The organism is uncultured Methanobrevibacter sp., from assembly GCF_902784195.1.
In the GTDB taxonomy this organism is placed as follows: Archaea; Methanobacteriota; Methanobacteria; order Methanobacteriales; family Methanobacteriaceae; genus Methanobrevibacter.
In genome coordinates, this window is record NZ_CACZTX010000017.1 from 12,363 (window position 1) to 27,317 (window position 14,955).

Consider the following 14,955-nt stretch of genomic DNA (forward strand, 5'->3'; position numbering starts at 1 on the left):
ATATTAAAGATTGATAAACAAAGTATATAATGTTTTTCATTAAATAAAGGCATGATAGATTAATAGTACAAAAAATAACTACAATAATATTAAATATATATTATTTAAACTGTTAAAAACGTGTTAAATTAAAAAAATAGGGCTGAAAATAAATTATTTCAAGAGATAATTGAAAAACATCAAAATATGAACCATTTTAAAAGATTTAACTAGGTTAATGGAGAAATATATAACAATTGTTAAATACCGATATGCTAACATATTTGTACTATAAAAGTTACAAAAATAAAAAAATATGTACCAATATGCTAACATTGATATTTTTTGGCTCTTCAAAAATTAATACAAATTGATAAAAAAAAACAATATGAATTTTTAAGAAAAAATTTTTGAATCATTCCTCTATATCAAAGAATTCTGGATTGCTCAATAGCTTATCCCTAAACAATTTAGATATCCTTGAAATGCATTGTCTGCTGTAATCCAACTCTTCAGACAACTGAGTGGTTGTTTTCTTATCCAAATTGAAGAGTATGTATAACATCACATTTAGAGGTATTTTGCTCTTATGGAAGATAGTTCCTGAAAAGTCATTGAAGTTAGCGCCACAATCCTTGCACACATATCTTCTAGTCCTTCCCTGGTTTCCCCTACTGTTGACATTATATGATTTACATTTAGGACAATAGACTCCATTAACCCAACGGACACTCCTAAAGAATGCCATAGCTACCTGATCATCAGGAATTTCTACATTCGGATTAATAATATCTTTCATGATAAAGATTATTATTATTAAAATATATATAATTTTTGTCATGTTTGTATTACTTGAAAAATTAAAAGAATCGGATGAAAAAATTCATAAGAAACATCCAAAAATATTCAATGAAAATGAAATAATCTAAACATATAAATATAATTAAAAAAATAAAATAAATAGGTTGTTGGATTTATCCAACAAATTTATGTTTATTAGGAGTAATAAAAATGAGATGTGTTGGTACTGTTGTACGTGGAATAAGAACACCAATTATTAAAGAAAATGATGATTTAGCTACCATAGTTGTAGATTCATTGATGGCAGCAAAGGAAAGTGAAGGATTCGAATTCAAAGACAAGGATATTGTTGCAATTACCGAAGCAGTTGTAGGTATTTCAGAAGGAAACTATGTAACTGTAGACGATGTTGCAGAAGATCTAGAAAACAAGTTCCCATCCAAAAACATTGGAGTGACAAACCCTATCTTAAGTAGAAACAGATTCTCCATTATCTTAAAAGGTATTGCAAGAGCAATGGACAAGATCACTCTTTTAACCTCATTCCCTTCAGATGAAGTTGGAAACGGTATCTTAGATGAAGAGCTTTTAGATAAAAGTGAATACAATTTAGGAAGCGTCATCACTGAAGAGGAATATAAAGAAACTTTCGGCTCATGGAAACACCCATTCACCGGAATAAACATGATTGACTTTTACAGAGAATTGATTGAAAGTGAAGACTGTGAAGTTGAATTTGTCTTCTCAAATGATGTAAAAACCATCCTTGACTATAACACTGATGTTTTAACCTGTGATATCCATACCAGAGAAAAAACCACAAAATTACTTAAGGAAGAAGGAGCTCATGTATTCGGACTTCACGAAGTTTTAACTGAACCTATTGGAGATTCCGGCTGCAACCCAAATTTCGGATTACTCGGTTCCAACAAGGCAACTGAAGAAAGATTAAAATTATTCCCAAAAACAGGAGACACTTTAGTAAGAGAAGTTCAAAAAAGATTAATTGACCTTACCGGCAAACAAATTGAAGTTATGGTTTACGGTGACGGTGCATTCAAAGACCCTGTCGGAAAGATTTGGGAATTAGCTGATCCTGTTGTTTCACCAGCACATACCGATGGTTTAGTAGGATATCCTAATGAAATCAAATTGAAATATGTTTCTGACAATAAATTCGCTGACTTAAAAGGAAACGAATTGAAAGAAGCAATCAAAGAAGAAATCAGACAAAAAGATGAAGACTTAACCGGACAAATGATTACTGAAGGAACCACTCCAAGAGTATTGACTGACTTAATCGGTTCATTATGTGACTTAACAAGTGGTTCTGGAGATAAAGGAACTCCAGTTATATTCATCCAAGGATACTTCGATAATTTAGCTAATGACTAAATATCGAACCTTTTTCTTTTTTTCTTTTTAATTTACTTTAAAATTTTTAATTTTTAACACTTTAACTATTTTTACATTTTTTTAGAAAATTAAAAAATTTTAATTTTTACCACTTTAACTATTTTTACATTTTTTTTAGAAATTTAAAACTTTTTTTAAAATTTAACATATTACTTAAAAAACTTATTAATTAAATAAAATAAATATATTAATATTTGAACAAAGTAATTTTTAAGTGATTAATTTTCAATCTTTTTATTAAATTAAAATAGGGATAAAATTATATACAACACAAAGGTATTAACATGAGTTTTCAAAGGCTATACGAAGATAAGGTTTCAGAAGATAAGCTATATGATATTGTTAGCGAAATGCAGGATTATAATGAAGCTATTAGAGAAAACAATACTTACCCATATCATTACTTCCTTTCACCATTAAGGCACAATCTATTTAATTGGTATCCATTTAAAAAAGATGGAAACCTATTGGAAATAGGTGCTGGCTATGGGCAATTGACTTCATTATTTACAAGAAAACTTGATCATGTTGTTGCAGTTGAGGATAGCCAATCAAAATGCGAAATTATCTCAAAAAGAGCGGAAGAAGCCACTGTTTTAGTCTCTGATTTTAATGATCTTAAAGTAGATGAAAAATTTGATTATATCGTTTTATGCAATGCCTTTGAATATGCAAAATCATTTGTTGACTCTGAAAATCCTTATGTTGACTATTTAAATTACCTTAAAGGATTCCTAAAAGATGATGGAGTCATATTGATAGCTTTAAGCAATCGTTTAGGCTTAAAATACTTTGCAGGGTTTAAAGAGGAACATACCGACCAATTGTTTAGTGGAATCAATGAATATTCCAATGTGGATTATGTTCAAACATTTACAAAAACCGAACTTAGCAATATCATCAATGACGCAGGATTTTCCAATTATAAGTTCTTTTACCCATACCCTAACCATGAGATTCCTGAAACTGTCAATACCGATAAGCTAATAAATGAGATTCCATTTACTGGGGTTTGGAGATATTTTGATGACAGAATCTCTACTTTTGACGAAGTTAAATTAAATCTAACATTATCCAAGGACAATCTCTTACAATATTTTGCAAATTCATTTCTAGTTGAAATAAGGGCATCTGATAGGGATTACCCTTCAGACAATATTGATTTTGTCAAAATAGGTGCAGATAGAGAGGAGAAACATAATGTATACACTATCATTTGGTCTGATGGCAAAGTTTCTAAAACTCCTGTAACTGAAAAGGCAAATGAACACATTAAAAGAATGTATGAAAGGAGCAAATATGATATAGGTAAAATAAAATGTTTAGATGCTGAACTTAGAGGCAATTCCCTTTATTATGACTTTTTAAATCAGAAATCCTGCGAATATATACTTCTTGACATTATCGCTGAAAATGATAAGGACAAATTTTTTGAATTCATTGAAGACATACATGATGCATTGTTCTATAATTCCTTTGAATCAGATGAATATGCAACAGAAGAATTCCTAAAGGTATTTTCAGTGAAATCAGACATTAAATTCCATTGCCATGAAAAATCATATATAGATACGATTTTAGGCAATATGTTTATAGTTGATGGAGAATTCACTGTTATTGATTATGAATGGATTCTTGATTTCCCAGTGCCATTAGAATATTTATTTTTCAGAGTGTTCAATTATCATTTTTTCAGCAATGAGTTGATAAGGGAATTCACAAATTTTGAAGAGATTTTCGATCATTTCAATATGGATATTGAATATCTGAGCTTATTCAAGGAATGGGAATGCAGTTTTTTAAGACATATCATAAGCCGCCCAATTAGAACTTTCTCCCAAATCTTGCCTTTTGAAGATATATACAAAACCAAACAACTTCAAAAAGACAATAATTTGATGAGAAAGGAGTTGAAAAATAAGAATAAATTGATTGAAAAGAAAAATAAGGAGCTTAAGAAAAAGGATAATGAAATTAAAAGCTTATTGAATTCCAAATCTTGGAAAATAACAAAACCAATGAGAAAATTAAAATCAGTTTTAAAAAAATAGCTATTTTGAAAAATAAGAAAAAGTTTTAAAAAAATAAGAATAAAAATCTAAAAAAAATAAGAAGAAAAGATTTAAATCAAACTTTTAAAAGTTTGGAATTATAATAATTCTTTTCTTAAGTCAATAGTGTCCTTTAAGTCTGGTCCGGTGGATATGATTGTTACTGGAACACCAGTCTCTTGTTCTATTTCTGAAATGAATGCCTTGGTTTCAGCGGATAATTGACCGTAATCCTGTACACGAGCACAGTCATATAACTTATCAACACAAGTTAAAGCTATTTGAGTAGCCCCATTTATTCTACAAGATTCCTTAGCAAGTTCCATAATTCTTCTACGTCTTCCAGTTACAACACCATATTCCTCAAGACCTTTGCTTTCCGCTTCCTCTTGAGTCATTTCTGTTGGGAAAGGACCTTCTCCAACACGGGAAATGTAAGATTTGAATACATTGATTACCTCATCCACTTTAGTTGGCCCTACACCAACATCTGCTGCAAAAGTTGATGCAGTGGTGTCTTTACTGGTCACAAATGGATATGAACCGTAATAAAGTGAAAGGGCAAAACCTTGTGAACCCTCAATGAATACATCTTCACCATTGTCAATAGCTTCATTGCATGCAACAGACACATCAGCAAGATAATCTTCAAGTTCCGGGACATCTTTTGCAAGTCCAACTGATCTCATTACACGATCTGAATTAGCAGGCCCGCAACCGGATCCTGTACTTCCAATTTTTTTAGCCAAATGCTCTGAATTCTTATCTCTAGCCATGTGTTCTTCAGTAATGATAGCACATCTAGGGTCTACAGACATTCTTCCCTTTACATCATATTTCTTTAAGTCTTCAAATTCCTTAAATAATACATCTGGATTTACTAAAACTCCTGCACCAATCATGAGTTTAGCATCTTTATGAACAAAACCAGATGGAGTTAATCTTAAGCCATATTTTTCGCCATTGAATTCAACAGAATGCCCTGCATTTGGTCCGACTCCTGCACGAGCAATAATGCTTGGCTTATCATTATCACAAAGGTAGGTGATGCACTTTCCTTTACCTTCATCTCCCCAAGCTCCACCAACTAGTATACTACAAGTCATTTAAAATCTCCTTTAAATATATTTTTAGTTAGTTTAATTAATTTTAATTAATTTCATTAGTTTTTATCAGTTTTTATAGTCTTAGTAGTCTTAAGTATAGTTAAATATAGTTTAATAGAAAAGTTCATTTTAAACTATTAAAATTAAAATAAATAGTTCATTGACCATATATATTTTATTTTTCAACATTTATAAATATTATCATGACTGAATAATATTGAAAAAATAGCTTGAAAAATATACAAAATGCTAGAAAAATAAGAATAATGAATAAAAACTAAAAAGATATTAAGCATCTTCCAATATTTCCAAAAGCTTTTGAAGATATAAGTATCTCTCGTATTTGAATTGCTCATTGCTTCCTAAAAATGCATCCAATACATGGGAGTTCATTTGACGCAATATGTATAATTGAATAATGTTTTTTACATCCTCATCAATCTTTCCATGAAGAATCAATTGTCCAAAGCCAGTAGCGATGATAGTATAGTCCAAAGTCATCAATTCATCATAAAAATCCAAATCCTGGATGATTTTCAATATGTTTTCACTTTCAATAATCCCATCATTGAAATCCTCCAATTCCAAATCCCAGGATTCTAGAATCCATATGAAACATTCAATTATTGGAGTTTTTGGATTTTCATTTAACCATTCAGATATTTCGCAAAATGCAATATATGCCTCTTCACATCCAAATGGAGCAAGTTCATCAGTAGCATCCCAAAAGAACTTATAGTCAGCTACCTTAACGGCACGATTATTTGGCACTTCTCCAAAGAAATAGCTATTTTCTTCCAAATAATTATACCCTTTTTCCAATTGTTCCATAAATTCACCAAAACGCTTACTCTAAAGGAAACTCCTCACAACGAGGGTCTTCATCATACTCCTTATCTGTTCCTTTCTTATTCCAATAATCCAAATAATACATCATCCAAGTATTTGAAACCCTTTTGATCTCATCATCATCCAATGCTTCAAAGTCATTGAAGAAATTTATAAAGTCTCCACCTACTGCAATAGCTATCTCTTCACATTCAAATGACAGTAGAAAATCATTATTCCCATTCTCACTTCTTTTATCTTCCAAAACCTTCTTAAACTTGTATTTTTCTTCAATTTCACTTAAATAATCATGATTCTGGAATTTGAATTCAATAACCTTTTTTGAAAATTCCTGATAGAAATAGGGATATCTTAAAGAGAGATATTCATTGGAATTCAACAATTGATTCAGATAATCCTCATCGAATCTTAAGAAATCTAGATTTTTCTTTTCATTAAAAAAGACTGCAAAATAAATGTTCTGGCCAAATCGAATAGCTAATTCTCCCCTATATGAATTGTCTAAAATAGGCCTTGAGGACAATTTGAGATTTTCAAATTCGAGATAAAGTGAATTTGAATTGACATCTATTTCCAGCCAAGTCCACTTTCCCTGTGAAATGGCATCTTCAATAATCTCTTTTGATCTATTGTTCATTTTCTTCACTGCTTAATCTAATAAAATCTTCAAGGGCCCCATCCATGGAATAATCCTTTCCATCATATCGCTTTTTCCAATTGAAATTCTCTATTTCAATTATCTCATCTACGGACTGCCCCCAATTGATTTCAAAACCATAGCCCTTCAAGGTTTTAACAATCTTTTTAGCAATTTCCAAACCTTTCTCTTCATCATATTCAAAATCACCGAAAGCTATGTTCAATGAATTATCCTCTATCACATTTTCAATATCTTCAAAGGTATAGAAACAGAATCCAATAGGATTGAATTTAATATTCCTTAAATGTACAAAGAGCTCAAATGAATCCTGAATTCCCTCTTCAATGTCATAGCCAGCATTATGGATGGAAATGATATTCTCCTTTGTCAAATCGCAAAATGCACTCTTCAAATTAAGGAAATCGTCAGAATCTCCTTCCAAATCTTCAAGATTTTCCTTATTTTCCAAAAGGAGTTTAGAAATCAAATCGTCAGATATGTCCTCTTCAATAAATTCATCAGCAATGATTTCCAATATCTCATCATCACCATAAAAACCGCTCTTGATCAATAGCTGAATTTCATAATTGATCTCATCAATCAGTTCCTTATCCATAATAACACCCATAGACTTTACTTAAAAAATAATAAGCAAATTATAAAAAAAGTAGAAAAATAAAAAAATAGAAATCATTAAGCTCTAATGATTTTAATGGTATAAATGTTTTTTCTTTCAGTCAAAGTGACAACTATAGTGTCATCTCCAACTTTAACAATGCAAAACTCATCCCTGTACTTGTATTCATAACCTTTATTTAAAGCATAACCTCTTAAAGCCTTTAAATGATTTACTTCAAATTTACGATGGAAATCATTAATTACATTTGCAAATACATCAATGTCATCACTAATCTCTATCTCATCAGACTCAATGGTTACAAAGAAGACAAATCCTCCATAATTAACTGCACAATATGCATCATTGCTAAAGAGGGAAGATACTGTCATAGTCAATATATGAGCTTCAGTCAAGTTTGCTGCAAAGACATTTTCATAGAATTGGGGAACATTCTGTTCTTGACCAAATTCCCTTATAGCCTTTGCCTCTTCAATTAAACCTTCCGGAAAACCTATATCCTCATTATCCCATGCCCAGGACCAGGTATCCTCATCAGGGTCCAAGAATCCAATCAATTGAATAGGAAATTCCTTTTCGCCAAACTTAACAATTCCTTTTTCAATATCTAATTCAGGTTCAACATCTCCAACAATGCTTGATAATATTTCCTGCTTTTCTAATGCCAAAGCACCATATTTAGAGAATAAATCTTGTAAATCATCATTTTCTTCAATTAAAAAAGAATTAACTTCCATTTCTTTCACCAATAAGAATTTAAAAAATAAAAAATAAAATAAAAAGGTCTAGAATGATAATTTAGAGATTCTAGACATAGCTTCTTTAGTGTTTTCTAAAGTATTGAATGCGGTTAATCTTAAGTAACCTTCACCGCTTGGACCGAATCCGGAACCAGGAGTGCCTACAATATTAGCCTCTTCCAAGAGTAAGTCGAAGAAATCCCAGGATTCCATGTTGTTAGGAGTCTTTACCCAAATGTAAGGGGAGTTTACTCCACCGTAAACATTCAATCCAATATCAGATAAGCTTTCGCGAATGATTTTAGCATTTTCCAAGTAATATTCAATGTTTGCCATGATTTCATTTTGTCCTTCTTCAGTGTAAACCGCTTCTGCAGCCTTTTGGACAGGATAGGAAACACCATTGAATTTAGTAGTTTGTCTTCTGTTCCATAATGCATTTACTGATTGCTCATTTCCTTCAGCATCCTTGATTTTGATATCCTTAGGAACAACTGTGTAAGCGCAACGGGTACCGGTGAATCCTGCAGTTTTTGAAAAGCTTCTGAATTCAATAGCAACCTCTTTTGCACCATCGATTTCATAGATTGTGTGAGGCACATCATCTTCTGTGATGAAAACTTCATATGCTGCATCAAATAAAATAAGAGCATCATTTTCCTTTGCATACTCTACAAACTTAGCCAATTGGTCTTTTGTTAAAGTGGTTCCAGTTGGGTTGTTTGGGAAACAGAGATAGATTAAATCAACTGGTTCTGTAGGAAGTTCTGGAACGAAGTCATTTTCTTCAGTGCAAGGAAGGTAAACGATATTCTCATACATTCCATCATCTTTGATGTTGCCTGATCTTCCTGCCATTACATTGGTGTCAACATATACAGGATAAACAGGGTCAGTTACTGCAATTACATTATCCAATGCAAAAATTTCCTGGATGTTACCGGTATCACATTTTGCACCATCGGAAATGAACACTTCATCAAGGTCTAAGTCCACTCCCCATTTATTAAAGTCATTTTTTACAATAGCTTCAGCTAAAAAGTCATATCCTTGTTCTGGACCGTAACCCATAAAGGTTTCACCATCTGCCATTTCATCAACAGCATCCTTGAAAGCCTTGATTACAGTAGGGACTAAAGGTTTTGTTACATCTCCAATACCCATTTTAATAACGTTTTTATCAGGATTTTCTTCCATGTATTTAGCTGCACGTCTATTTACTTCAACAAAAAGGTAACTATTTTGCAATAAAAGATAGTTTTCATTAATTTTAACCATGTTTTTACCTCAGACTAATTTAAAAATTTAAATAATTAAAATCATTAGTTAATAAAAATCTAAAACACCAAAATTACAATTAATATAATCCCACTTCGAATAACTAAAATCTCTAAAATTAACTTAATTAATAATTTCTAACTAGATTTCTAACTATTTAACACTTAATTATTTATTAAATATATTATTTAAAATTGTGTATTAAAAAGGTGAAAACTTGGAAAAATAATACAAATTTTTAAAAAGTTATGCCTCTGAAAAAAATATAAAACTAATGTATAAATAAAATAAAAAAGATATACATATAATACTATAAGATAATGTATGACTTACTCATATTGTTATACCAATATTGTTCATGAGAAACATGCATTATCCTATATTATGATTACATATTGTCCTATCCAATTTCATGCTTAGATCATAGGGCAAATCAAATATATTAAAACAAGATTAATTCGGTGAAAAAATGAAGGAAATAACAGCGATACTGCTTATTCTTATAGCACTTATTGGAATAATTTCCATAATAATTGTTAAGATATATTATAAGGATAAGGAAAAAGACAATGAAGAAGAAAGATTAGCGGAATTCATCAATAGTACAAAAGCGGACTATGACAATGAAAAACGTATAAGAACCAGAAAAGCACAAAGAAGAAACCGTGCTAACTTAAGTGAAGCTCAATTATATGCAAACACTATTGATGACGTTGAAAATGGAGATGTAGGTGGAACAACTGCTTTATTGAGACAAAGAGCAAAAGCTATGGATGAAGCTCCTCAAAAACAAGCTAGAAAAGTTAGAAGAGCTCAACCTGTTCCTAAAAAGGTTCCTAGAACCACTGAAAGAGTAAAAACCCAAATGGGTAAGGAAGAAGAGGTTAAATCTTTCCAGGAACCTATTAAACCAGAACATACTGCAACCATTAACAGTGCAAGACAAGGAGAAAAACAGCCTGAAGCTCGTCAAGTGCCAATGACTGAAAAGCAAAAGGAATTCATCTCTGGTGAAACTAATAAGTTAGTCGTTGAAGAAGGCGAAGGAAATGTAAAGGTAGTCAAGTCTGTTAAACCTGCTGAAACCATTGAAGAAATTAAGGAATCTGCAAAGATTGAAGAGGAAGCTCAAGCAGAAGAGGCTGTTGAAGCTGAAGCAGAAGCAAAAGATGAAATCGTTCAAAAAGCTGAAGCAGACACTGCTGATTTAATCAAGAAGATTGAAAAAGCTAAAGAAGATGTTGAAGAGAAATTAGCAGATATCTCCGCTGAAGACATTGAAGCAGTTAAAGAGAAAATGGCTAAAGAGGAAGAGGAAGCTGAAACTCCAGATATTGGAACCACTATTGAAAAGATCAAACAAGCATCTGAAGCTAAGGAAGAAGCAAAAGCAGAACCCGAAGCTAAAGTGGAAGAAGTCAAAACTGAAGTTGTCGAAGCTCCTAAAGCTGAAGAAACTTCCCAAACTGCAGAAGATTCCTATCATGATGATTTACATATCCTCTTAAATAAGGAAAAGCCAGTTGAAGTTGATGAAAGTCCTGAAAATGACTTTGTTACTATCAATTCAGGAAATGAAGAAAAACTCTCTACAGGAAATGAATTGATTAACAGTGCAATCAAATCCATCAGAAACTTCAGAAAAGCTAATACTCCACAACAGCCAACTGTAGTGGAAACTAAAGTTGATATCGTTCCTGATGATTATGCTCAAGACTTGGGAGATGGAATTGAATACATTGGAGATACAATTACAATCACTCCTATCCATGAAGAGGAAAGAGACTTGGCAAAAACTCAACCTAACGAAGATGTGGACAAGATCTATAAGGAAATCAATAAGGAATCCTACAATAAGACTGACGATGAGGAATTGTCTGATTCCTTCGAAGACGTAACTGATGAAACATCTGAAAAAGATGCAAATGTCTACACTAAAGAGGACTATAAAAAGATAGAAGCTAAGGAGAAAGAGAAAGTACGCAGAGCAGAAAACACTAAAAAGATTTTAGGATCAAAAGGAATTAGCGAAGAAGAGCTCCGCAAAAGGTCTGAAGCTAAAGCTAAATCCAAACGTACAAGAAGAGCTGCTCCTGCTGAAGAGCCTGTAGAAGAAGGTCAAAAGAGATTGATGATGCATAAGGCTAAAACCGATGTTGAAGAAGTATACATCAATGGAACCTTATTTGAATTAAAAGTAGGTCAAATTGTAATCTTTGACATCAATGGCGAAAGCTATTCAAGTCAAATCTTAAGACTTAAGCCAGGCTACATTGGAGTAAGATACAGATCTAAAAAGATTTGGGTCAAATCCAATACAGTTAAAAAGATTTTAAAATAATTAAATAGTTTAAATAGCTTTAATTCTATTTTAACTATTTTAATTTATTATTTTAAAAATTAAAATTAAATTTTATAATTTTTATAAAAAAATAAATTTATTTATTAAAAAAAGCCGAATTAATCTTAAATAAATTTATTCTCTTCTTTTCTTTTTTATTATTTTAACTATTTTAATCATTTCTAATTTTTTTCCTTTTTTATAAAAATTAGTTCTAATTTTAACGAACAGAATAAAAATCTAAAAAAATTTATGCTCTATTTATGAGCATAATAGAAAATCAATTCATCATCTTTTATCTCATCAAGTCTTGCAAATCCGAATCTTTCAAATTGGACAATGTCTCCAACTTTCAAGTCATTGCAGTCGATTTCACAAAGACCTTCAGTTACAGATGCATCATCCATTACAACTTTAGCTTTAATTGCATCAGTTGGAACCCATTGAATGATTCTTGCTTTAGCATCTCTTGCATCTTCAAAGGATTTGCTGTGGAATGATGCATTTCCATCCTTGATTTCAACATTCACTGCATCCATCAAACGGCTGATTCCATCAGTCAAATCAGCTTCAGGGATATAGACTTCCCTGTTGAATACAAGGGTTCTGTTTCCCCTTTCCTCAAAGTCAGGATGCAATGGCCTTTCAATAGCTAATCCTAAATCATCCTCAGGCACGTCAGCAATATCTATTTTTACAGGATTTGGAACAAAGAAATATCTGTTTACCTTTTGCTCAATGATATTCCTGTTTAATCCATAGATCTTTTTCCAGCTGATTGCAGAATCAGACATTTTGATACCAATCTCCACCATCAATTGAGTGATAGTTTCAGGTTGGATTCCTCTTCTTGCAATAGCTTTTAAGGTTCCAAGTCTTGGATCATCCCAGCCGCTGTAAGTGCCATCTTCGATTCCAGCCATAGCTTTGGAAGTACTTAGTGCAATATCTTCCATTTTCAATCTTCCGTAATGGATAAACTCAGGAATTTCCCAACCCATATGCTGGTAAAGATACTTTTGCTTTTCACTGTTTGCAAGGTGGTCCTTACCTCTTAATACATGGGTCATTCCAAGCAAATGGTCATCTACAGACACTGAGAAGTTCATCATAGGATAAACTCTGTATTTGGTGCCCATTCTTGGGTGTTCCTCTTCAACAATTCTCATTGCTACCCAATCACGAATAGCCGGATTCTTATGATTTATATCAGTTTTAACTCTAAGAACAGCTTCACCTGCTTCCATTTCAGGGAACTTTTTCCAAAGTTCCATATTCTCTTCCACAGTATTGTCTCTGCATGGGCAAGGTTGGCAATTGTCCTTAAGCTTTTTGAACTCTCCACCATCACAGGTACACATATATGCTGCTCCACGCTTGATTAGCTCTTCAGCGTATTGGTAATAGATTTCAAAACGGTCACTTTGATAGTAAACTTCATCAGGTTCGATTCCTAACCATTTCAAATCTTCCTGAATCAACTCATAAGCAGGTTCGTAAATACGTTTTGGATCTGTATCCTCAATTCTCAATATGAACTTTCCGCCACATTTCTTAACGTATTCCCCATTTGGAATAGCTGCCCTTGCATGTCCAATATGCAATGGACCACTTGGGTTTGGAGCAAAACGCATTACTACATCCTTGTTTTTACCTGGAAGCTTTGGAAGACCTTCCTCTTTCTTTTGCTTTTTCTCTTCAACAGCAACTCCCAATTCTTCCATTTTTGCCTTTTGTTCTTCCGGAGAGAGTGCATTTACCTGAGCTACAATCTTACCAGACAAAGGACCAATTTCCTTAGCTCTTGGTCTAAGTTCTGGCTCACTGCTCATAATGGAACCCATAACAGCTCCAGGATTTGCACTTCCCTTATGTTTAGCAGCATTCAATAATGCATGTTTAAATACAATTTCTTCTAATTCATCCATAAAAACACATCTTAAAACGTGATAAAACTAATTAATTATAATGATTAAACTATATCTTAGTTTACGATTAAATTAGTTATAAAAATATACATAATTAGATATATAATCTATTTATTAAAAATATTACGATAGAAAACATGAAAAAATTTTAAAAAAATCAAAAATTAAAAATGACAATGCTAAAATAAATTAAATAAAAAAAGAAAAAAAGAAAAAAATAAAATAAAATTTTATAATGAATCAAACATCTAATAATTGGTTTTGACTATAACTTCTAAGCAAGGATTTAGAGAGATATCGAAGTAAAAAGGAGAATTATTCCTCCACATATACCTCTTCTACCTCTACTTCTCCAGAATCTATTTCACCAGAATCACTGGCTGGCTTATCCTTGTCAATTTTATCACTGGAATCCTCAAAATGATTGCCCTTATCGGATAATTCAATAGAATCCGGAACATCCTCAATTTTATCATAATCGAATTCTAAAGTACCATTGGAATCCCAATTGTTACTTTCTTCCAATTCAATGCCATTTTCCTTGAGAACAGCAACAAAATCCTCATAAGTCATGTTACCGAAGAAATATTGATTATATAAAAATATAAACAGTTTAAATTCTTGTCCACTATCAAAATAGCGGCCAGAATGTTTTCTTTGATTTTTATCCCATGAAGATGATTTCTTGTTTTTATTAGAAATGACATTCTTTGATTGGTATTTACCAATTTTCTTGCCATTACCTAATTTATTCTTATCTGAAAAGTTGCCTTTATTAGATTCTTTCTTAGCAATCAATTTCCAAGACCATTTCAATACATGCACTTTATTCAATGTATTTGTAACAGTGAAAGAATAATCTCCATTTTCTTCAATCTTGTAATGGTAATAGGTTATATTGACCTCATCAATAGAATAATTGATTAATTTGCCATTGTCATATTTAGGCAAATTCTTTAGTTCAAATTTCCATCCATTATCCTTATTGAGAACAATAGAATTAACGATTTCACCATTTTGGAAAACATTAATAGTTACATCAGAAGGTCTTTTTCCATAGAAATCTCCTTTATCCTCCCAAACCTTTGAGACAGTAACACTAGTAAGCTCAATCTCGTGAGTGTTGGTAATAGTGTAACCACTAACAGACTTGGTATAATTAGCATAATGCTCAAACTCTTCCTCATCC

General features: G+C 31.9%; 12 protein-coding genes. 3 read left to right on the forward strand and 9 right to left on the reverse strand.

The annotated features are described in order from the left end of the window. Window positions 1-394 precede the first annotated feature (394 nt). Window positions 395-778, reverse strand: a complete 384-nt coding sequence (locus tag QZU90_RS09570; RefSeq protein ID WP_295606642.1) for a transposase — start codon at window positions 776-778, stop codon at window positions 395-397. A 212-nt stretch (window positions 779-990) separates the two neighbouring features. Here QZU90_RS09570 and QZU90_RS09575 point away from each other — a divergent pair, with 212 nt between their 5' ends. Beyond that, window positions 991-2,175 (forward strand): coenzyme F420-0:L-glutamate ligase, encoded by a 1,185-nt coding sequence (locus QZU90_RS09575; RefSeq protein WP_295606639.1) that lies wholly within the window; start codon window positions 991-993, stop codon window positions 2,173-2,175. 305 nt (window positions 2,176-2,480) lie between these two features. Next, on the forward strand, window positions 2,481-4,247 hold the full coding sequence (locus QZU90_RS09580) for a cyclopropane-fatty-acyl-phospholipid synthase family protein (protein WP_295606636.1): 1,767 nt from the start codon (window positions 2,481-2,483) through the stop codon (window positions 4,245-4,247). 98 nt (window positions 4,248-4,345) lie between these two features. Here QZU90_RS09580 and QZU90_RS09585 read toward each other — a convergent pair whose 3' ends face one another. The 6 genes from QZU90_RS09585 to QZU90_RS09610 all read right to left on the reverse strand — a co-directional run bounded on the left by QZU90_RS09585 (window position 4,346) and on the right by QZU90_RS09610 (window position 9,497). Then, entirely contained in the window at window positions 4,346-5,353 is a 1,008-nt protein-coding gene (locus QZU90_RS09585; protein WP_296856846.1) for an adenylosuccinate synthetase, read from the reverse strand. A 288-nt stretch (window positions 5,354-5,641) separates the two neighbouring features. Then, window positions 5,642-6,184: a hypothetical protein gene (locus tag QZU90_RS09590; RefSeq protein ID WP_295606631.1), complete on the reverse strand. Its 543-nt coding sequence runs from the start codon at window positions 6,182-6,184 to the stop codon at window positions 5,642-5,644. A 16-nt stretch (window positions 6,185-6,200) separates the two neighbouring features. Next, window positions 6,201-6,839: a hypothetical protein gene (locus tag QZU90_RS09595; RefSeq protein WP_296856847.1), complete on the reverse strand. Its 639-nt coding sequence runs from the start codon at window positions 6,837-6,839 to the stop codon at window positions 6,201-6,203. Beyond that, window positions 6,829-7,458 (reverse strand): DUF6891 domain-containing protein, encoded by a 630-nt coding sequence (locus tag QZU90_RS09600; RefSeq protein WP_296856848.1) that lies wholly within the window; start codon window positions 7,456-7,458, stop codon window positions 6,829-6,831. Before QZU90_RS09600 ends, QZU90_RS09595 begins: the two co-directional genes overlap by 11 nt. Before the next feature lie 77 nt (window positions 7,459-7,535). Beyond that, complete coding sequence (locus QZU90_RS09605; RefSeq protein ID WP_296856849.1) at window positions 7,536-8,216, reverse strand: DUF6882 domain-containing protein; 681 nt, start codon at window positions 8,214-8,216, stop codon at window positions 7,536-7,538. Window positions 8,217-8,264: 48 nt separating this feature from the next. Next, a complete protein-coding gene (locus QZU90_RS09610) occupies window positions 8,265-9,497 on the reverse strand; it encodes an LL-diaminopimelate aminotransferase (RefSeq protein ID WP_296856850.1) in 1,233 nt (410 codons plus the stop codon). A 469-nt stretch (window positions 9,498-9,966) separates the two neighbouring features. On the opposite strand from QZU90_RS09610, the gene QZU90_RS09615 reads away from it, so the two are divergent. Then, window positions 9,967-11,838: a hypothetical protein gene (locus QZU90_RS09615; protein WP_296856851.1), complete on the forward strand. Its 1,872-nt coding sequence runs from the start codon at window positions 9,967-9,969 to the stop codon at window positions 11,836-11,838. Window positions 11,839-12,095: 257 nt separating this feature from the next. On the opposite strand, the gene QZU90_RS09620 is transcribed toward QZU90_RS09615, so the two are convergent. Together QZU90_RS09620 and QZU90_RS09625 are read right to left on the reverse strand one after the other, a co-directional pair. Further along, entirely contained in the window at window positions 12,096-13,766 is a 1,671-nt protein-coding gene (locus QZU90_RS09620) for a glutamate--tRNA ligase (RefSeq protein WP_296856852.1), read from the reverse strand. Between the two features lie 315 nt (window positions 13,767-14,081). Continuing rightward, window positions 14,082-14,955: Cna B-type domain-containing protein (locus tag QZU90_RS09625; RefSeq protein WP_296856853.1), on the reverse strand; the 874-nt coding region annotated here is incomplete at its 5' end.

Bases quoted from the DNA above. Each gene is read 5' to 3' on its own strand.
- QZU90_RS09605 (WP_296856849.1), bottom strand. From the start codon at position 8,216: ATGGAAGTTAATTCTTTTTTAATTGAAGAAAATGATGATTTACAAGAT.
- QZU90_RS09570 (WP_295606642.1), bottom strand. From the start codon at position 778: ATGAAAGATATTATTAATCCGAATGTAGAAATTCCTGATGATCAGGTA.
- QZU90_RS09590 (WP_295606631.1), bottom strand. From the start codon at position 6,184: ATGGAACAATTGGAAAAAGGGTATAATTATTTGGAAGAAAATAGCTAT.
- QZU90_RS09585 (WP_296856846.1), bottom strand. From the start codon at position 5,353: ATGACTTGTAGTATACTAGTTGGTGGAGCTTGGGGAGATGAAGGTAAA.
- QZU90_RS09575 (WP_295606639.1), top strand. From the start codon at position 991: ATGAGATGTGTTGGTACTGTTGTACGTGGAATAAGAACACCAATTATT.
- QZU90_RS09580 (WP_295606636.1), top strand. From the start codon at position 2,481: ATGAGTTTTCAAAGGCTATACGAAGATAAGGTTTCAGAAGATAAGCTA.
- QZU90_RS09620 (WP_296856852.1), bottom strand. From the start codon at position 13,766: ATGGATGAATTAGAAGAAATTGTATTTAAACATGCATTATTGAATGCT.
- QZU90_RS09610 (WP_296856850.1), bottom strand. From the start codon at position 9,497: ATGGTTAAAATTAATGAAAACTATCTTTTATTGCAAAATAGTTACCTT.
- QZU90_RS09595 (WP_296856847.1), bottom strand. From the start codon at position 6,839: ATGAACAATAGATCAAAAGAGATTATTGAAGATGCCATTTCACAGGGA.
- QZU90_RS09615 (WP_296856851.1), top strand. From the start codon at position 9,967: ATGAAGGAAATAACAGCGATACTGCTTATTCTTATAGCACTTATTGGA.
- QZU90_RS09600 (WP_296856848.1), bottom strand. From the start codon at position 7,458: ATGGATAAGGAACTGATTGATGAGATCAATTATGAAATTCAGCTATTG.